The organism is Mycolicibacterium gilvum (assembly GCF_900454025.1).
Lineage (GTDB): Bacteria > Actinomycetota > Actinomycetes > Mycobacteriales > Mycobacteriaceae > Mycobacterium > Mycobacterium gilvum.
On the sequence record NZ_UGQM01000001.1, the window covers coordinates 4,565,204 to 4,583,958 of the forward strand.

General features: G+C 68.1%; 19 protein-coding genes. 6 read left to right on the top strand and 13 right to left on the bottom strand.

Features of this window, described 5'->3' with window-relative positions; genetic code table 11:
• Genes DYE23_RS21300 through DYE23_RS21310 form a run of 3 tightly spaced genes read right to left on the bottom strand, consistent with a single transcriptional unit; the run spans position 1 to position 3,518 of the window.
• Positions 1-633 (bottom strand): class I SAM-dependent methyltransferase, encoded by a 633-nt coding sequence (locus DYE23_RS21300; protein ID WP_011893021.1) that lies wholly within the window; start codon positions 631-633, stop codon positions 1-3.
• Positions 614-1,309: a TetR/AcrR family transcriptional regulator gene (locus tag DYE23_RS21305; RefSeq protein ID WP_011893020.1), complete on the bottom strand. Its 696-nt coding sequence runs from the start codon at positions 1,307-1,309 to the stop codon at positions 614-616. The genes DYE23_RS21300 and DYE23_RS21305 overlap by 20 nt, the downstream gene beginning before the upstream one ends.
• A complete protein-coding gene (locus tag DYE23_RS21310; protein ID WP_115328091.1) occupies positions 1,302-3,518 on the bottom strand; it encodes an MMPL family transporter in 2,217 nt (738 codons plus the stop codon). The genes DYE23_RS21305 and DYE23_RS21310 overlap by 8 nt, the downstream gene beginning before the upstream one ends.
• A gap of 110 nt (positions 3,519-3,628) precedes the next feature.
• Between DYE23_RS21310 and DYE23_RS21315 the strand changes: the two genes are divergently transcribed.
• Together DYE23_RS21315 and DYE23_RS31775 are read left to right on the top strand one after the other, a co-directional pair.
• Positions 3,629-4,180 (top strand): DoxX family protein, encoded by a 552-nt coding sequence (locus DYE23_RS21315; RefSeq protein WP_115329057.1) that lies wholly within the window; start codon positions 3,629-3,631, stop codon positions 4,178-4,180.
• A 90-nt stretch (positions 4,181-4,270) separates the two neighbouring features.
• Entirely contained in the window at positions 4,271-4,402 is a 132-nt protein-coding gene (locus tag DYE23_RS31775; RefSeq protein WP_011893017.1) for a hypothetical protein, read from the top strand.
• A gap of 68 nt (positions 4,403-4,470) precedes the next feature.
• On the opposite strand, the gene DYE23_RS21325 is transcribed toward DYE23_RS31775, so the two are convergent.
• The 3 genes from DYE23_RS21325 to DYE23_RS21335 are packed head-to-tail and all read right to left on the bottom strand — an operon-like array spanning position 4,471 to position 7,381.
• Complete coding sequence (locus DYE23_RS21325) at positions 4,471-5,463, bottom strand: NAD(P)H-dependent flavin oxidoreductase (protein WP_011893016.1); 993 nt, start codon at positions 5,461-5,463, stop codon at positions 4,471-4,473.
• 35 nt (positions 5,464-5,498) lie between these two features.
• A complete protein-coding gene (locus DYE23_RS21330) occupies positions 5,499-6,251 on the bottom strand; it encodes a 3-hydroxyacyl-CoA dehydrogenase (RefSeq protein WP_115328092.1) in 753 nt (250 codons plus the stop codon).
• Between the two features lie 35 nt (positions 6,252-6,286).
• Positions 6,287-7,381 (bottom strand): CaiB/BaiF CoA transferase family protein, encoded by a 1,095-nt coding sequence (locus DYE23_RS21335; RefSeq protein WP_115328093.1) that lies wholly within the window; start codon positions 7,379-7,381, stop codon positions 6,287-6,289.
• Between the two features lie 119 nt (positions 7,382-7,500).
• Here DYE23_RS21335 and DYE23_RS21340 point away from each other — a divergent pair, with 119 nt between their 5' ends.
• Together DYE23_RS21340 and DYE23_RS21345 are read left to right on the top strand one after the other, a co-directional pair.
• Positions 7,501-8,310 (top strand): enoyl-CoA hydratase, encoded by an 810-nt coding sequence (locus DYE23_RS21340; protein ID WP_115329058.1) that lies wholly within the window; start codon positions 7,501-7,503, stop codon positions 8,308-8,310.
• Positions 8,311-8,691: 381 nt separating this feature from the next.
• The gene (locus tag DYE23_RS21345; RefSeq protein ID WP_235660468.1) at positions 8,692-9,639 is read left to right on the top strand and encodes a zinc-dependent alcohol dehydrogenase family protein; all 948 of its coding nucleotides are present in this window, start codon (positions 8,692-8,694) and stop codon (positions 9,637-9,639) included.
• A gap of 3 nt (positions 9,640-9,642) precedes the next feature.
• Here the strand turns inward: DYE23_RS21345 and DYE23_RS21350 are convergent, their stop codons facing one another.
• The 3 genes from DYE23_RS21350 to DYE23_RS21360 are packed head-to-tail and all read right to left on the bottom strand — an operon-like array spanning position 9,643 to position 12,063.
• Positions 9,643-10,353 carry a CPBP family intramembrane glutamic endopeptidase gene (locus DYE23_RS21350; protein WP_011893011.1) on the bottom strand — a complete coding sequence of 237 codons (711 nt, stop codon included), beginning with the start codon at positions 10,351-10,353 and terminating at the stop codon, positions 9,643-9,645.
• A complete protein-coding gene (locus DYE23_RS21355) occupies positions 10,350-11,495 on the bottom strand; it encodes an NAD(P)H-binding protein (protein ID WP_115328094.1) in 1,146 nt (381 codons plus the stop codon). Before DYE23_RS21355 ends, DYE23_RS21350 begins: the two co-directional genes overlap by 4 nt.
• Positions 11,496-11,535: 40 nt before the next feature.
• Positions 11,536-12,063: a gamma carbonic anhydrase family protein gene (locus DYE23_RS21360; protein WP_011893009.1), complete on the bottom strand. Its 528-nt coding sequence runs from the start codon at positions 12,061-12,063 to the stop codon at positions 11,536-11,538.
• Positions 12,064-12,144: 81 nt separating this feature from the next.
• On the opposite strand from DYE23_RS21360, the gene DYE23_RS21365 reads away from it, so the two are divergent.
• A complete protein-coding gene (locus DYE23_RS21365) occupies positions 12,145-13,086 on the top strand; it encodes an SDR family NAD(P)-dependent oxidoreductase (RefSeq protein WP_011893008.1) in 942 nt (313 codons plus the stop codon).
• 180 nt (positions 13,087-13,266) lie between these two features.
• Positions 13,267-14,010, top strand: a complete 744-nt coding sequence (locus DYE23_RS21370; protein ID WP_115328095.1) for a fasciclin domain-containing protein — start codon at positions 13,267-13,269, stop codon at positions 14,008-14,010.
• A 73-nt stretch (positions 14,011-14,083) separates the two neighbouring features.
• On the opposite strand, the gene DYE23_RS21375 is transcribed toward DYE23_RS21370, so the two are convergent.
• From DYE23_RS21375 to DYE23_RS21390, 4 genes are all read right to left on the bottom strand, one after another.
• Positions 14,084-15,226 (bottom strand): acyl-CoA dehydrogenase family protein, encoded by a 1,143-nt coding sequence (locus DYE23_RS21375; protein WP_115328096.1) that lies wholly within the window; start codon positions 15,224-15,226, stop codon positions 14,084-14,086.
• Between the two features lie 34 nt (positions 15,227-15,260).
• Positions 15,261-16,061, bottom strand: coding sequence for a crotonase/enoyl-CoA hydratase family protein (locus DYE23_RS21380; protein ID WP_172527824.1), 801 nt, complete (start codon positions 16,059-16,061; stop codon positions 15,261-15,263).
• Entirely contained in the window at positions 16,058-17,215 is a 1,158-nt protein-coding gene (locus tag DYE23_RS21385; RefSeq protein ID WP_011893004.1) for a thiolase family protein, read from the bottom strand. Before DYE23_RS21385 ends, DYE23_RS21380 begins: the two co-directional genes overlap by 4 nt.
• 106 nt (positions 17,216-17,321) lie before the next feature.
• Positions 17,322-18,638: an acetyl-CoA hydrolase/transferase family protein gene (locus DYE23_RS21390; protein WP_115328098.1), complete on the bottom strand. Its 1,317-nt coding sequence runs from the start codon at positions 18,636-18,638 to the stop codon at positions 17,322-17,324.
• Positions 18,639-18,755 lie beyond the last annotated feature (117 nt).

The window sequence follows — 18,755 nt, forward strand, 5'->3', positions numbered from 1 at the left end:
CTACGGACGGCGGGCCACGCCGATCGCGAACTCGGCGACGGGCACCGGAACCCACGCCGGGAACGTCCATTCGCGACGGGCGTCATCGACGCGGAACCCCGCCCGGGTGATCGTGTCTTCCGTGCGGCGATGGGTGTGACAGTTTCCCAGCAGGCGCGGCCAGAAGGTTGCGTCGGCGAACCGTTGCAGACGTCCGCGGGCGGCGCCGTCACTGGCCACATGCTCCAGATACCGCAGCTCACCGCCCGGCTTCAACACCGAGAAGAGCTGTGAGACAACCTGTTCCGGGTCGTCGACCGAACACAGCACCAGTGAGCACACCACCGCGTCGAACGGCTTCGCGTCGGCGAACTGTTCGACGGTGTCGGTGCTGACGGTCACCGGTACCGCCGCGCCGGCAGCGGCCTGCTCGGCCAGGACCGCGAGGCGCCGTTCGGGCTCGACCGCCACCACCTCGGTGACGGTCGACGGGTAGAACTCGAAGTTGGTGCCGGTCCCGGCGCCGACCTCGAGGACCCGGCCGGTCAGCCCGGCGAGGTTGTCGCGGCGCAGGCGCCGCAGCGATTCCGGCTCCCGCGACGACATCGCCGTCCAGAGCCGGGCGAAAAACGGATTATCGACGACGTCGCTCATCGACGACCTCCTTCAGCCAGTTCACTGTGTCCATGGCATTCTCGTCGGGCCCGATCGCCACCGACACCATGTGGCCGATACACACGGCGCGCAGGACCCGGTCGGCGAACTGCTCGACATCCCCCCAGGGCAGGTAGGGACGCGAGATCAATTGTGCGGCAATACCGTGGGCGCATGTCCAGAGTTCGAGCGCGAATACGGTCGGATCACCGGGCGGGTAGACGCCCTCGGCGATCAGCGCCTCGACCGACGCGCGCATGTGCACGAACGCCGCGCTGTTCAGGGTCAGGTCCACGCCGCTGCCGGGGTTGCCGTGGCCCATCGTCGCGATCCGGTAGAGCTCGGGGGTCTGCAGGGCGAACCGGACGTAGGCCAGGCCCTGCGCGCGCAACACCTCGATCGTCGACGGGCAGGCGGCCGCGACGGCCTGCATCTGTTCGTCGAGCTTCTCGAAGTAGCGGCCGCAGACGGCGTCGAGCAGCGCGTTCTTGTCGGCGAAGTGCAGGTACAGCGACGGCGGGGTCACCCCGACGCGCTCGGCGACCGACCGCACGGAGACGGCCTTCTCGTCCCCGGACTCGAGTAGCAGTTCGGTTGCGGCGTCGAGGATCTCGTCGCGCAGGTGCTCCCCTGCCCCGCGCGGGGCACGACGCCGGCGCACGCCGTGCTCAGACACGCTGGGGCACCGTCTCGCTGACACCGATGCGGGCGTGCAACCGCGCCAACGGCGGGGGCGCCCACCAGTTCCAGCGGCCCAGCAGGTGCATGAAGGCGGGCACGAGAAGCATCCGTACCAGGGTCGCATCCACGAGCACGGCGAGGGTGAGCCCGACACCGAACATGCGCATGAACGACACCTGGGCGGCGATCAACGCGGCGAACGATATCGACATCACGAGCGCGGCGGCGGTGACGACGCGCCCGGTGCGGGCGAGACCGAGCGCGACGCTCCTGCCGTTCTCGCCGGTCTCCAGCCAGTATTCGCGGATCCGAGAGACCAGGAACACCTCGTAGTCCATCGACAGGCCGAACGCGATGCAGAACAACAGCACCGGCATGGTGGCGACCAGCGTGCCGGTCGGCGTCGTGCCCAACGCCCCGAGGTGACCCTCCTGGAAGATCCACACCAGCGCCCCGAAGGCGGCCGTCAGGGACAACACGTTGAGCACCAGGGCTTTCAACGGCAGCACCACGCTGCCGGTCAGCACGAACAGCAGCACGAAGGTGATCGCCGCGATCACCGCGAGGACCAGCGGCAGCCGCGAGGTGATCGCGTCGGCGCTGTCCCGGTTGATCTGCGCCAGGCCGGTCAGCAGGACCTGGCGATCTCCCGGCGGCGCGATCGCGTGCAGGCGGTCCAGCTGCACCTCGGACGCATCGGTGAACAGCGGCGCCCTGCTGCCGATCGTCAAGAACGCCGATCCGTCGGCCGAACCCGTTGCCGCAGAGGGTGGTCCTGCCCTGGCGCCCCCAATGAACGTCCCGCTGGGAGCCGATACCGAGGACACGTCCGCGACGCCCGACAGCGCGATGGCGTATGCGTCGAAGTCCTCTCGGCTGATGCCATCCGCGTCGGGAAGCACAACGACGACGTTGGTCGACGAGTCGACCGCGAAGTCCGCTCTCAGTTCATCGCCGATCTGGCGCGCCGACGCGGTCTCCGGGAGCACCCGGTCATCGGGGAACCCCCAGGTGGCGCCGAGGAACGGCGCGCCGAGCAGCACCAGCAGCACGACGACGGCACCGCCGATCGGGATCGACCGCCGCATCACGAACGTCGTCGACCGGTACCAGAAGTTCTGCTCGACCGGCTTGGCGACCGGGTCGGGTCTGCCCAGGATCCGGCGGACAAGCCGTCGCACGTCGAGGGCGTCCAGCCGGTCTCCGGCCAGCGCGATGGCGGCGGGTGTCACGACGATCGCGGCCAGCGCCGCGAACGACACCACCGCGATGCCCGCATAGGCGAACGACTTCAGGAAGTACATCGGGAACAGCACCATCGCAACCATCGACAGGGCCACCGTCATCGCCGAGAACACCACCGTGCGGCCCGCGGTCGTCATCGTGCGCAGCAACGCGGTATCCCGGTCGTGCCCGTCGGCCAATTCGTCGCGGTATCGGCTGATGATGAGCAGGGTGTAGTCGATGGCCAGGGCCAGGCCCATCGCGATCGACAGGTTCAGCGCGAAGATCGACACGTCGGTGACGAGGGTGAACCCGCGCAGCACCGCCATCGAACCGAGGATCGCGAACACGCCGACGGCCAGCGGCAGCGCCGCGGCGAGCAGACCGCCGAAGACCCACACCAGCACCACGAAGCTCAGCGGGATCGCGATGGACTCCATCAGCAGCAGATCCTTCTCGGTCTGCGTGTTGATCTGGACGTAGGTCATCGCGGCGCCGCCGGCGCGGACGGTGACGCCGTCCCGGTCGTACACGAGCTCGTCGGTGAGGGCCTTGGCGTGTTTCTGCGCCCCGCTCTCGCCGCCGGTGATGCCGGCGACGATCAGCCCGGTGCGGCCGTCCTCGCTGATCAGTGCGGGTGCCGCAGACGGGGGCGAGGTCCAGGCCGACGTGATCGCCGCGACGTGCGGCGAGTCGGACAGTCGCTCGACAAGCTCGACGCCGACGTCGCGCGCCGCTGGGCTCTGGGCGCCGTCATCGGAGGTGACGGCCAGGATCAGCTCCATGTCGCCCTGCCCGAACGTGTCGACGAGCATCTGGGTGGCCCGCGCGGACTCCGACGTCGGGTCCTGGAATCCGCCGGCGGACAGATGGGTGACGACGGGAATGCCGAAGACGCCGCAGGCGATCGCGACGAGCAGGGCTGCCATGAGGACGCGGCGCGGTGCGGCGATGGCGAGCCGTGCGATGCGATGGAGCACCGGCGCCTCCTGAGAATGTCGGCAAGAATATCGGCGCTAAGTTAGCAGCGATAACTCATGGCGGCAATGCCTCGCGATGAGTTCGGCCGCCGCGACCGGTCGAAGTGATCATGGACGACATCACCACCACCCCTTCCCGACTGTCGACGCCCGCACGGAACGTCGACGCGACCCTGGACGTGGGCCTGCTGGTTCTGCGCCTGGGGCTCGGCGCAGCCTTTCTGCACGCCGCGTTCCTGAAGCTCTCCAACTTCCCGACGACGATCCAGTTCATGGCCGATGCGGGATGGAGGCTTCCCGCGTTCGCCGCGTTCATGGTCACCGCCACCGAGACGCTCGCCGGCATCGGAGTGGTCCTGGGCGTGATGACGCCGCTGGCCGCGTCGGCCGGCCTCGGTGCGATGCTCTGCGCCTGGGCGGTGAACGTCTCGGCGGGCGCCGTGTGGGAGGACCCGTTCAACGCGCCGTTCCTGATCGGCCTGGGCGCCGCCACACTGTTGGCGACCGGGGCGGGCGGCTACGCGGTCGACGCCCGCGTACTCTCCCGTTTCTCCTGGTCACCGCGGGTCAAGGTGATCCTGCTCGTCCTGGCCTTCGTCACCGCGGTCGTCACATGGGTGGCGCTCTACGGCGTGAACCCGATTCATTTCGGCGCTGTGTAGATGGGCGAACCTACCCACCGGTAAGAATTGCCACAGTTTTCCGAAAGCAGGCTCAAAGAACTCTTAGAGCCCGTGGTTACTCTCCAGTACATGTGGATCGACGACACCAATGCTGATGTCATCAAGGTTGATTTCGAGGCGCTCTATCACGGGGATTTCCTCGTCGAGGGTCTGACCTCCGAGCAACTCGACGACGACCAGGCCCTGCCCACCGCGGTATGAAAGAACGCGCGCCCACCGGGCGCGCGTTCCTCCGTTTTCGGTTTGCCTGACGCCCGAGGGCGTCCCTTCTAGACCCGCTGTGCCACCGGCGAGACCATCCCCGCCAGTCGGCCGCTGATGATCTCCTCCGCGTCGCCGACGATCCGCGACACCAGGTCGCCGACGGTCGGGATGTCGTTGATCAGGCCCATGGCCGTGCCGACAGTCCAGATTCCGGCGTCGATGTCGCCGTCGTCGAACACCTTGCGGCCGCGCACGCCCGCCACCAGATCCTTGACGTCCTCGAACTGACCGCCCTCTTTGAGGATCTGCACGACCTCCCGCGACACCACGTTGGACGCGACCCGCGCGGTGTTGTGCAGGCTGCGGAAGATCAACTCCGTGCCGCGCTCGTCACCGGCGACGATCGCCTCCTTGACGTTCTGATGGATGCAGGACTCCACGGTGCACATGAACCGGGAGCCCATGTTGACGCCGTCGGCGCCGAGCGCCAGGGCAGCAGCCAGACCGCGGCCGTCGGCGAACCCGCCCGAGGCGATCATCGGGATCTCGATCTTGTCGGCCGCGGCCGGGATCAGCACCAGGCCGGGCACATCGTCCTCACCCGGATGTCCCGCGCATTCGAAGCCGTCGATGCTGATGCCGTCCACACCGAGGCTCTGCGCCTTGACCGCGTGGCGCACCGAGGTGCACTTGTGCAGCACCTTGATGCCGTTGTCGTGGAACATCGGCAGGTGCGGCGCCGGATTGGAGCCGGCCGTCTCGACGATCTTGATGCCCGCGTCGACGATCACCTGGCGGTACTCGTCATACGGCGGCGGGTTGATCGCCGGCAGGATCGTCAGGTTCACACCGAACGGCTTGTCGGTCAGATCGCGCGTCCTGGCGATCTCGTTGGCCAGATCCGCCGGTGTGGGCTGGGTCAGCGCGGTGATGAACCCGAGGGCGCCCGCATTCGCCACGGCCGCAACCAGTTCCGCGCGACCGACCCACTGCATACCGCCTTGGGCGATCGGATGCTCGACCCCGAACGTCTCGGTGAACTTCGTGGTGATCGTCATCGTCTACCTCGCCCCTTTTCTCTTCGCGCAAGCGCTCATCGGGGCGCCATCCGGATCGCGCCGTCGAGGCGGATCGTCTCACCGTTGAGCATCGGGTTCTCGAGGATGTGCACCGCCAGAGCGCCGTACTCGTCGGGATCACCCAGACGTGCCGGGTGGGGAACCTGCTTGCCCAGCGACGCCTGCGCCTCTTCGGGCAGCGAGCCCAGCAGCGGGGTCTTGAACAGACCGGGGGCGATCGTGCACACCCGGATGAACTCGCGCGACAGGTCACGGGCGATCGGCAGGGTCATGCCGACCACGCCGCCCTTGGACGCGGAGTACGCGGCCTGGCCGATCTGGCCTTCGAACGCGGCGACCGACGCGGTGTTGATGATGACGCCGCGCTCACCGTTGATCGGCTCGGTCTTGGCCATGCGCTCGGCGGCCAGTCGCAGCACGTTGAAGGTGCCGATCAGGTTGACCTGGATGACCTTCGTGAACCCGTCGAGCGGGAACGGGCCGTCCTTGCTCAGCGTCTTGATCGCGTTGCCGATGCCCGCGCAGTTGACGTTGATGCGCAGCGGGCCGAACTCTTCGGCGGCATCGAGCGCGGCGCTCACCTGCTCGGGATCGGTCACGTTGGCCTGGACGAACTTCGCCCGCGGGCCGAGCTCGGCGACGACGTCGTCACCCTTGAGGTCGATGACGACGACCGAGGCACCCCGGTCGAGCAGCCGCTTGGTCGTCGCGAGACCGAGGCCGGAGGCGCCCCCGGTCACGACGGCAGCGGCGTCTTTGATCTCCACAGAATTGTCCTTTCGTGACGGTGTGAGAACTTAGGTCAAACCCATTCCTGCAGAACGGCTTCGGTGTCAGCGCCGGGCACGCCGGGCGCTTTCGGCGCCGACGGGACGCTGCGCGAGAAGCGCGGGGCCGGAGCCGGGTACAGCGAGCCGTTCTCGCTGTAGAAGGTGTTGCGTTCGGTGTTGTGCGGCTCGGACTCGACCTCGGCGAACGACAGGACCGGGGTGACGCAGGCATCCGTGCCGGCGAACACTCCGGCCCAGTGGTCGCGGTCGTGCGCGGCGATCGCGGAGGTGAATGCCTCGCGCAATTCCGGCCAGCGGCTCATGTCGTTCTGGTCGGGCAGGTCCGCACCGTCGAGCCCGATGCCCTTGAGGAATTCGGCGTAGAACTGCGGCTCGATGCAGCCCACCGCGATGTGGCGGCCGTCGGCGCAGGTGTAGGTGTCGTAGTACGGCGCACCGGTGTCGAGCATGTTGACGCCGCGCTCGTCGCTCCACATGCCCATGCCGCGGAATGCCCACATCATCATCGACAGCACGCTGGACCCGTCGACCATCGCGGCGTCGACGACCTGGCCCTTGCCCGAACGTTCCCGTTCGTAGAGCGCCGAGAGCACGCCGACCAGCAGGAACATCGAGCCACCGCCGAAGTCGCCGACGAGGTTCAGCGGGGGTACCGGACGCTCGCCGGCCCGGCCGATCGCGTGCAGGGAACCGTTGAGCGAGATGTAGTTGATGTCGTGCCCGGCCTGCTGGGAACGTGGGCCGTCCTGACCCCAGCCCGTCATGCGGGCGTAGATCAGCTTGTCGTTGACCTTGGCGCAGTCCTCAGGACCGAGACCAAGTCGTTCTGTGACACCGGGACGGAACCCCTCGATCAGCACGTCGGCCTTCGAGATCAGGCGCAGGACCATCTCCCGGTCCTCGTCGCTCTTCAGGTTCGCCGCCACGGAGCGCCGGTTGCGCAGCAGATAGTCGCCGCCGGGTTTGGTCGCCGGACCCGGGCCCTTGCCCGGTCGCTCGATGCGCACGACGTCGGCGCCGAGATCACCCAGGATCATCGCCGCGTGAGGGCCGGGGCCGATGCCGGCCAGTTCCACAACTCGAAGTCCCTGCAGTGGTCCAGCCACGACTGACCGCCCTTCGTGAGTATCGCTCGGTTGACCGCGACATAGCTTACTTGTATAACCAAGTCGATCGGCCACGGGGCTTCAGCAGTCGGCGAAGGCCCCCGATGAAGGGGACATTCATGACCAATACCGACGCGTACCAGGGCATCGACCACTGCACCGCAAGCCTCGACAACGGCGTGCTGTCGGTGACACTGAACCGCCCCGAGAGCTTGAACTCGCTGAGTGCGCCCATGCTGGAGACGTTCGCCGCGACATTGGAACGCGCCGCGACCGACTCCCGCGTCAAGGTCGTCCGCATCGGCGGCGCCGGGCGCGGCTTCTGCTCGGGCGCGGGTATCAGCGAAGAGGACCACGCCAACCCGGGCGCTTCGGGCACCCCCGCCGATGTGCTCGACGCCGCGAACCGCTGCATCCGCTCGATCGTGAACCTCCCGCAGCCGGCGGTCGCCGTCGTCCAGGGTGCCGCGGCGGGCGTCGGGGTCTCTCTGGCCCTGGCCTGCGATGTGGTGCTGGCGTCGGAGAAGTCGTTCTTCATGTTGGCGTTCACCAAGATCGGGCTGATGCCCGACGGCGCCGCGTCGGCGCTGATCGCCGCTGCGGTCGGCCGCATCCGGGCGATGCGGATGGCGCTGCTCGCCGAGCGCATCACCGCCGACGAAGCCTACGCGTGGGGTCTGGTCAGCCAGGTGTACCCGGCCGACTCCCTCGAGGCCGAAGCCGCTTCGGTGATCGAGACGCTGGCGACAGGCCCCGCGGTCGCGCTGCGGCTGACCAAGGACGCCATCAACGGCGCCACGCTGACCGAGGTGGAGAACGCTCTGGAACGTGAGACCAAGGGACAGCTGCGCCTGCTGCACTCCGACGATTTCCGTGAGGGCACCAAGGCCTTCCAGCAGCGCCGCGCCGCGAAATTCACTGACGTCTGAGGGATTTCGGTGTAGTTCGTCAACGTCAGCGTGACGAACTACACCGAAATCACAAGGGGCTGGGCGGGATCAGTGCGTTCCGGGGCTGCAGCCCTTCAGTCCAGCATCGCCGGGCACCTCCGCGGCAAGATCGTCGTGTCGCCATGACAGACCCGCAACACAGTCTCGTCGACAAACCGTGTCTCGGTCCCCCACCGTGCTCAGGCGTGGAATACGCGCGGAGATCGGAATCGTTCTCATTGGCGTGCGCGGAAATTGACACCCGGCGAGCCGCCCGTCTCGGCGCGTCGCGCACCCGGAACCGCGATGAGGAACATCGATATGTCTGATCGGATGAAGGCCGTGGTGCTCGCCCGTTTCGGAGGGGCCGATGCATTCGAGTTGCGCGACGTCGCCGTACCGCACGTCGGACCACGCCAGGTACGAGTGCGCGTCCATGCGACCGCCGTCAACCCACTCGACTATCAAATCCGTCGGGGCGACTACACCGATCTTGTGCCGCTCCCGGCGATCATCGGACACGACATCTCCGGCGTGATCGAGGAGGTTGGATCCCACGTGACCGAGTTCCGCGCCGGCGACGCGGTCTACTACACGCCTAAGATCTTCGGCGGCCCCGGTTCGTACGCCGAACAGCACGTCGCCGACGTCGACCTCGTCGGCCGCAAGCCGGACAACCTCGATCACCTGGAGGCGGCGAGCCTGACTCTTGTCGGCGGAACGGTCTGGGAGTCCCTGGTGACTCGAGCTCAGCTCACTGTGGGCGAGACGATCCTGATCCATGGTGGGGCGGGCGGTGTCGGCACGATCGCGATTCAAGTCGCGAAGGCGATGGGCGCACGCGTGATCACCACCGCGAAGGCCGGTGACCATGCGTTCGTGAACTCGCTCGGAGCGGACGTGGCGATCGATCACACGTCGACGGACTACGTCGATGCCGTGGCCGAAGCGACGCGAGGAAGGGGGGTCGACGTCGTCTTCGACACGATCGGCGGCGACACCCTCACGCGGAGCCCGCTGTCACTCGCCGATTCCGGACGCGTCGTCAGCATCGTCGACATCGCGCGGCCGCAGAACCTTATCGAGGCATGGGGCCGCAACGCCGCCTACCATTTCGTCTTCACACGGCAGAACCGCGGAAAGCTGGACGCACTCACGATGCTGGTCGAGCGCGGGCTCGTGAAGCCGGTCCTCGGCGCGACCCTTCCGCTCGCCCGAATGGGCGAGGCTCATGAACTCCTTGAGAACCGGCGGTCGTATGCGCTGCGCGGCAAGGTCGCCATCGATGTGGCGGGAGAAACCGTCGCGCTCCCCCCACGCATCTCGTAGGCGTCAGACGCCGAACATCGGCGGCAGCGCGAGCACCATGACCAGACCCCAGAAGAAGTGGGTCAGCATCGGCGCCAGCACTCCCCCGGTGGCGCGACGCAGGAACGCGCAGACCGTGCCGAGGATGATCGCAGCGAAACCGAGCATCGGATTGCCGGTCGTCGCTGCCGTCGCGATCACATACAGCGCGGTCGACACGATCACCGGATGGAACTTCAGCAACGAGGTGTAGACAGCGCCACGGAAGAACATCTCCTCGGCCACGCCGTTGATCACCGTGATGAACACGATCACGTAGAGCGGCCCGGCGTTGGAGTACTGCAGCACCGCGCGGATGTAGTCGTTGACGCCGGGAATCTCGCGGACCACCAGTGCGCCCAGCACGAACACCGCGCCCAGACCCAGCCCGATGGCCGTCCCGGTGATGACCGGACGCTGGTTGCGTCCGCGGAAGCACACGTAGCCCATGTGCAGCGGGCCCGACGCGAAAGCGCCTGCGGCCCAGACTCCGGCGAGCGCGAGGGTGAGCCAGATGAAGGTCTCGTCACCCGGCGGTCTGCTCAGCGAATAGCCGAGCAGCGCGGCGCCGATGAGCAGCACCACCGCCACGATCACCTTGCGCCGGCCGACCACCGACGGGGGTTCGTTGTACGGGGGCGCCTTCGTCGCCGCGATCTTGCGTAGTTCGCCGGCCCAGCTCGTCGGTGCGGTCACGCCGGAATCACCCTCGGCACCATCCCGAGAAAGGTGTCCAGACCGGTGCGCACCGCTGCCGCAACAGGTCTGGGCACGAAACCGATCAACCCGAGCACCGGGTGCACGAGCGGCGGCGTCACCGCGCCGGCCAGCTGGCGCAGCCGCAACACGTCGCCGCCGGCCCAGTCGGGGTCGGTGTCGGCGAGGTGGTGCGGGTCGATCAGCTCGTTGACCGGGCGTCGCGGCGGGGTTCCGACGGCCCGCCGTATCGCGTCGTCCACGCTGACCGGCCCGTCCGGCGGATCCGCCACGAACTCGCGCAGACCATTGGCCGACGCGATCATCGGAAAGTCCAGCGACTCAACAAGATCCGCAGCAAGACCGCCGGGGACAGGCAGTATCAGCCCCGTCACCTTCGACACCAGCGAGGTGTCGATGCCGTACACCGCCACCGGGGCACGCCAGATCCCGGCGATGCGGGCGTAGGCGCGCAGCAGATCGCCGTAGGTGGTGGTCTCCGGCCCCCTGATGTCGTACGCGCCGGCAGGCACGTCGGGGTCGGCGCTCGCCACGAGGTAGTGCAGCACATCGCTGATCGCGATCGGATCGATCGGGTTCACCGACCATTCCGGCATCGGCAGCAGCAGGAAACGGTCCGCGACGTAGCGCAGCATCTCGAACGACGTCGACCCGGCACCGATCACGATCGCGGCGCCGAGCCAGACGACGTCGGGTCCGTCGTCGATCGTCAGCGCGGCCGCGACCTCGGCGCGGCTCGTCAGGTGCTCGGACAGCGAGTCGTCGTCGGGCACGAACCCGCCGAGGTACACGATGCGCCGGACACCGGCGGCCTTGGCGGCGGCGGCGACGTTGGCCGCGGCCCGATTGTCGGCCTCCCGGAAATCGGGCTGACCGATCCCGTGGACGAGGTAGTACACGACGTCGATGGGACCGGCCTCGGTGAACGCCTGCTGGGCCGAGATCTCGTCGTGAGCGTCGAGGGTCACGGTCGAGACATCGTGGTACCAACCGAAGTCGGCGAGCCGCGACGGGTCGCGGCTGGCGGCCACCACCTGATGACCGTCGTCGAGAAGCGCGGTGACCAGCCGAGATCCGATGTACCCGGAGGCGCCGGTGACAAGGGTGCGCACGGATTTCACTTCACCGCTGTACCCGTCAACCGGGATTCAGAACCCGCGCTCAGGAGTTGTATGCGTCACGGTGGGCTTTGACCAGTTCCTGGTACAGCGTCGCGTTCGTGCGGATGCCGGCGAGTTCGTCCTCGCCGAGCTGCCGGCGCACCTTGCCCGGCACCCCGGCCACCATGGAACCGGGCGGGATCACCGCGCCTTGGGGCACCACCGCCCCTGCCGCGATCAGTGAACCGGCTCCGACAACTGCCCCGTTGAGCACCACGGCGCCCATCCCGACCAGCGAGTTCTCCTCGACGGTGCATCCGTGCAGCACCGCGTTGTGGCCGACGCTGACACCGGCACCGATGCGCACCGGGAAGCCGGGGTCGACGTGGATCGTCACGCCGTCCTGGATGTTGGTGCCGGCGCCGATGTCGATCACCTCGACCTCGGCGCGCAGGATCGCTCCGTACCAGGCGCTCGCCCCGGCGGCGAGGACCACCTGACCGATCACCGTGGCGTTGGGCGCGACCCAGCTGTCGGGATGCAGATCCGGTGTGTGCCCGGCGAGGGACACGATCAGAGGCTCGGCCATGGGGCCATCCTAGGGACGGACCACCCCGCGGCGGCGGGGCCGGTGGTGCCGCGCCCGGACCGGGCGTGCGATCCTCACGACGTGACAACGACGTCAGAAACCACCGCGCTCGACATCGTCGCCGGGGCCGACCTCGGCGGCAAGACCTGTGTGATCACCGGCGCCTCGTCGGGCCTGGGCCGCGAATCGGCCCGGGCGCTGGCCTCGACCGGCGCCCACGTCATCCTCGCCGCGCGCAATCTCGAAGCGCTCTCGGACACCGAGGCGTGGGTGCGTGCGGAGGTCGCCGACGCGGAGCTGTCGATCGTGCCCCTCGACCTGACGTCGCTGGCCAGTGTCGCGTCCGCGGCGGCCCAGATCAGCGAGCTGACACCGGCCGTGCACGTGCTGATGAACAACGCCGGCGTCATGTTCACGCCGTTCGGCAGGACCGCCGAGGGCTTCGAAACCCAGTTCGGCACAAATCATCTCGGGCATTTCGAGTTCACCCGACTGCTGTTCCCCGCACTGGTCGCCGCCGACGGGGCGCGCGTGGTGAACCTGTCGTCGGAGGGCCACCGGATCAGCGACGTCGACTTCGAGGATCCCAACTGGGAGACCCGCGACTACGACAAGTTCGCCGCCTACGGCGCGTCGAAGACCGCCAACGTGTTGCACGCCGTCGAGCTCGATCGCCGGCTGCGTGACAGCGGGGTCCGCGCGTTCGCCGTGCACCCCGGGATCGTCGCGACCTCACTGGCCCGCCACATGACCAACGACGACTTCGCCAGCCTGAACAAGTCGACGGCGTCGCGCAATCCCGACAAGCCGACCACCGATTTCCGCAAGCAGTTCACGACGCCCGAACACGGGGCGGCCACCCAGGTGTGGGCCGCGGTCAGCGACGATCTCGACGGCCAGGGCGGTCTCTATCTGTCCGACTGCCGGATCCGGGAGGCCGCACCGTACGCGGCGGACGAGACGCGGGCGCTGACCCTGTGGGCGCTGTCCGAGCACCTCTGCACGGCGTCGTCGGCCACCTAGGCGCCGCCTGAACGCCGCCCTGTGACGCGTCTCCGCAAACCGGGGGCGCCCTGCCGAAAGTGCAGGTGAACGGCGCTGTAGCCGGGCGATCCCGGCCGCCGTGACCTTCGGTCGACTTGGCCGTGACCATTTCGTGCACATACCATTCCAGGCGACTTGACACATGTAAGGAGCTGCATCGTGAAGACCCGCACCAGCAAGGCCGTGGGCGCCGCACTCGGCGTCGCCGCCATCGCCCTGTCTGTTCCGCTGGCCGTCAACGCCTCCGCCGAGCCGTCCACGCCCACCGTCGAGGTCCCGGATCCGCAGGGTCCCGACTGCGGACCGTTCAAGGAAGCCGTCCCGGAGTGGAAGGGGCTGGCGAACCTGCCCGTCAGCACCGCGCTGGCCTCGATCCCGGAGATCTCGACGTTCACCTCGGCGATCTCCGCTCAGCTCAACCCGGCCGTGAACATCACCGGCGTCCTCGACAACGGGCCGTACGTGGTGTTCGCGCCCACCAACGAGGCGTTCGCCGCGCTGCCTCCCGAGCAGCTCGAGATCCTGCGCACCGATCCGGCCGCGCTGACCACGCTGGTCTACTACCACGCCTTCCTCGGACTGCTCGGCCCCGACGACGTGAAGGGCCAGCGCCCCACGCAGGAGGGCACCGAGGTCGAGGTGACCGGCTCCGGCGGCGACATCCAGGTCAATGCGACCACGAAGGTCGTCTGCGGTGGCATCACGGCGCAGAACGCCAAGGTCTACATCATCGACCAGGTGCTCAACCCGGCCGAGGCTCCGGCCCCGATCGCGCCGACGAGCACCAGCACCACCGAGACGACGACCACCGGCTCCGCCGAGGCATCGACTTCGGCGACCGCACCGGCCGAGACGACCGAACCTGCGGCACCGTCACCAGCCGCGGAGGCCCCGGCCGGCTGAGTTCTCCCACGTACGAAATCGGGCGCGTTCCGCGACACCCAGTGTCGCGAAACGCGCCCGATTCGTTGTGCTTCTAGACGCCCAGCTCGCGGCCGATGATCTCCTTCATGATCTCGGTGGTGCCACCGAAGATCGTCTGGATCCGACCATCCACGTAGGCCCGCGCGACGCGGTATTCGAGCATGTAGCCGTAGCCGCCGTGCAGCTGCACACACTGGTCGACGACCTTCTTGGCGACCTCGGTGGCCCACCACTTGGCCTTGGCGGCCTCGACCGCGGTCAGCTCACCATCGACGACGCCCTGCAGGCAGCGGTCGATGTAGGTCTCGGTGACCTCGAGCTCGGTCTCCATCTCGGCGAGCAGGAACCGGTTGTGCTGGAAGCTGCCGATCGACTGCCCGAAGGCCTTGCGGTCCTTCGAGTACTGCAGCGTCTCGTCGAACACCGCCCGCGCACCCGCGATCGCCGAGATCGCGATCGAGAGCCGCTCCGAGGGCAGGTTCGTCATCAGGTGGTAGAAGCCGCGGCCTTCCTTGCCGAGAAGGTTCGCGTTCGGCACCCGGACGTTCTCGAAGTGCAGCTCGGAGGTGTCCTGGCTGTGCAGGCCCATCTTGTCGAGCTTGCGGCCGCGGGTGAAGCCCTCCATGTCGCGCTCCACGACGAACAGCGAGAAGCCCTTGTGGCCGGCTTCGGGGTCGGTGCGCGCGACCACGACACACAGGTCGCAGTTGATGCCCGACGAGATGAACGTCTTGGAGCCGTTGATGATCCAGTCGTCACCGTCGCGCACCGCGGAGGTCCGGATGCCGGCGAGGTCGCTGCCCGCGCCCGGCTCGGTCATCGCGACCGCGATGATCGTCTCGCCGCTGGTGATGCCCGGCAGCCAGCGCTTCTTCTGCTCGTCGTTGGTCAGGTCCTTGAAGTAGGGTCCGACGACGTCGTTGTGCAGGCTCAGCGCGGGACCGTGCACCCCGGCCTTGGCGATCTCCTCGTCGATGATCGCGTTGAACCGGAAGTCGTCGGTGCCGCCGCCGCCGAACTCCTCGGGCATGTTGAAGCCGATCAGGCCGTACTTGCCCGCAGCGGTGTAGGCCGACCGGTCGACGATGCGCTCGGTCTCCCACTTCTCGGAGTTGGGCACCAGCTCGCGCTCGATGTACTCCTTGACGGTGTCGCGGAATGCCTCGTGCTCGGCGTCGTAAATCGTTCGCTTCATGGCTTTTTCGTGTTCCTTACTGGGTTTGCTTGGCTTACTTGGCCTTCCAGACCGGCTCGCGCTTCTGCGCGAAGGCCAGCGGTCCTTCCATGGCGTCTTCGGTCTTGAGCAGCGTCGAGAACTCGCTGAACGTCTGCTTCCAGAACGGCTCGTCGCTGCCGACGACGCCGTCGATCGCGCCGTAGGAGACCCTCTTGCTGGCACGGACGGCCAGCGGTGCGTTGCAGGTGATCCGCTCGGCGAGCGCCAGGGCGGCGTCGACGACGGTGCCGTCGGGCACGACCTGGTTGATCAGTCCCCAGCGCAGCGCGTCGGCCGAGCTGATCGGCTCACCGGTGTAGATCAGCTCCAGCGCCACCTTGCGCGGCAGCTGCTCGACGATGCGGAACACGCCGCCGGCACCGGCGATGAGACCGCGCTTCACCTCGGGCAGACCGAATTTCGCGCGTTCCTCGGCGACGACGAGGTCGCTGGCCAGGGCCAGCTCGGTGCCGCCGCCCAGGGCGGTGCCGTTGACCGCGGCGATGGTCGGCTTGTCGATGAAGTGCCGCACGTAGCCGGCGAAGCCCCACTCGGAATGCTCCGGGTGGAACAGGTTCTCCCCGCGCGAGATGGCCTTGAGATCCGCTCCGGCACAGAAGGACTTGTCCCCGGCGCCGGTCAGGATGACCGCCCGCACGTCCGGGTCCTCCTGCGCGGCCTGCAACGCGTCACCGACGACAATGCTGACCGATGCGTTGATCGCGTTGCGGGCCTCGGGCCGGTTGATCGTGATGATCAGGACGTTTCCGCGGCGCTCGGTGAGAGCGCCCGGTGCCACTGCGGTATCGGTCACAGGAGTTCCAGGATGGTCGCGTTGGCCTGGCCGCCACCCTCGCACATGGTCTGCAGGCCGTACTGAATGTTGTTGTCCCGCATGTGGTACAGCAGCGTGGTCAGGATGCGCGCACCCGATCCGCCGAGCGGGTGGCCCAGCGCGATCGCGCCGCCGTTGGGGTTCAGCTTGGTCTCGTCGGCGCCGATGTCCTTCAGCCATGCCATCGGCACGGGGGCGAAGGCCTCGTTCACCTCGAACGCACCGATCTGGTCCAGGCTCAGGCCGGACTTCTTGAGCGCCTTCTGGGTGGCCGGGATCGGCGCGGTCAGCATGATGACCGGGTCGGCGCCGGCGAGCACCGCGGTGTGCACCTTGGCCAGCGGCTTGAGACCGAGGTCCTTGGCCTTCTCGGCCGACATCAGCAGCAGCGCGGCGGACCCGTCGGAGATCTGGCTGGAGTTGCCGGCGTGGATCACACCGTCCTCGCGGAAGGCGGGCTTGATCTTGGCCATCGACTCCACGGTGCCGCCGCGGCGGATGCCGCCGTCTTCGAGTACGACGGTGTCGTTGCCGTCGGCGTCCTTGGTCTTGATGCCGACGATCTGGTCTTTGAAGGCGCCGGAATCCTGTGCTGCAGCGGCCTTCTCGTGCGAGCGCAGGGAGAACTCGTCGAGCTGGGTGCGCGACAGGCCCCACTGCTCGGCGATCATCTCGGCACCGACGCCCTGGTTCGGGGTCTGGGCGTAGCGGGCCTTGAACGACTCGCCGTAGGGGTTGCCGCCGTTGGCCAGCGAGGAGCCCATCGGGGTCCGCGACATCGACTCGACGCCACCGGCGACGACCACGTCGTAATGGCCCGCGATCACACCGGCGACGGCGAAGTGCAGCGACTGCTGGCTGGAGCCGCACTGGCGGTCCACGGTCACACCCGGGACGGTCTCGGGCCAGCCCGCCGACAGCACCGCGGTGCGGGCGATGTCGAGCGCCTGCTCGCCGGCCTGCATGACGCAGCCCCAGATGACATCGTCGACGAGCGCGGGATCGACACCCGCACGCTCGACCAAGCCGTTGAGGACCTGGGCCGACAGCTCGGCGGGATGGATGCCCGCCAGGGCGCCGTTGCGCTTTCCGACAGCAGACCGGACAGCCTCAACGATGACGGCTTCAGCCATGGTGATACTCCTTCTTTGACGACGTCTTACCACGAACGTAAACGAACAAGGTTTACTAGGTCAACCTACTGGTTGGTGGAGGCCTCCGGCGAGGGGCCGGGACCGGTCAGAGCACCGGTGAGCGGCCCTTCGCGGCCCGGTCGGCGGCCGCCGCGAGGTCGGCCCGGAAGTCGGGATGGGCGATCGCCGCCAGCGCATGACCCCGCTCCTGCACGGTCCTGCCCTCGAGCTCGGCGGCGCCGAACTCGGTGACGATGACGTCGACGTGATGGCGGGGCGTCGTGATCACCGCTCCCGGCCCGAACCACGGCACGATCCGCGACTGCAGCACACCGTCCTTCTCGAAGGTCGACGGCAGGCAGACCAGGGAGCGGTCCGACAGCTCCAGCCCGGTGCCCGCCACGAAGTCCTCGGCGCCGCCGATCCCGCTGAACTGGTCGCCGTTGATGGTGTCGGCGACGACCTGACCCTGCAGGTCGACCGCCAGCGCACCGTTGATCGACACCATGTGCCGGTTGGCGGCGATCTCCTCGGGGGAGTTCACCACCTCGACGGGCAGGAACGCGACGTCGGTGTTGCCGTCGAGCCACGCGTAGAGCTCGCTCGAACCCATCGCGAAGGTCGTCACGCTCACCCCGGCGAAGTGCTCCTTGGCCGCGTTGGTGACCTTTCCCGCCCGGTGCAACTGCATGCAGCCGTCGGTGAACATCTCGCTGTGCAGTCCGTAGTCGCCGCCGTCGCCCTCGGCCAGCAGCGTCGCGATCTGGCTCGGGATCGAACCGATCCCGGTCTGCAACGTCGCACCGGATCTGATGAACGTCACCGCATGCCGGGCGATGCGGGTGTCGACGTCGGTCGGCGGCGCCGTCGGCAGCGCCAGCGGCGCATCGGTCGAGGGCACCAGAACATCGATCTCGTCCAGGTGCAGCGCGTGCCGGTAGCGCTCCCCCAGACCGAAGGTTCGGGGGAAGGCGTCGGACGTCTCGACGACCAGAACGCGCTGCGGATCGGCGCCCGCGCGGCGCAACTCCTCGACGGTGCCGCCCGCGTGCAGGGACAGCGAGCACCAGCCGTCGGCGTCGGGGGGCGTCGCCACCGTCGTCATCACCCGCGGCGCCTGCCGTTCCAGCAGCGGCCCGAAGCGACGGAAGTCGGCGGGGGTGAATTCGATGTTCGCCCCGCTGTCGCGCAGGGCGCGTTCGAGCGGGCCGTAGAAGCCGGACAGGTAATGGACGCCGGGCCGCGAGAACAGCTCGGTGCCGACGGCCAGCAGGGCACCGTAGACCCGCAGATCGGTCCAGTCGGTGCGTTCTCCCAGCGCGCGCAGGAACGCCGGGGGCTGCCCCGGCCCCAGTGGGATGCCGAGGGAGTCAGCGGGTTCGAGCCGTGCGGCAGCCTGGTCGGCGGTCAGTTCCTGAGGCATGGGCGTAACCCTGCCATGCGCGCTGCGGCGGCCGTCCGGATTCGCCCACCGGGTCAGCGACCGCAGCGGACACTCACCTGCGGCGATATCGTATGGTCAGGCGCTCGATCGCTCACA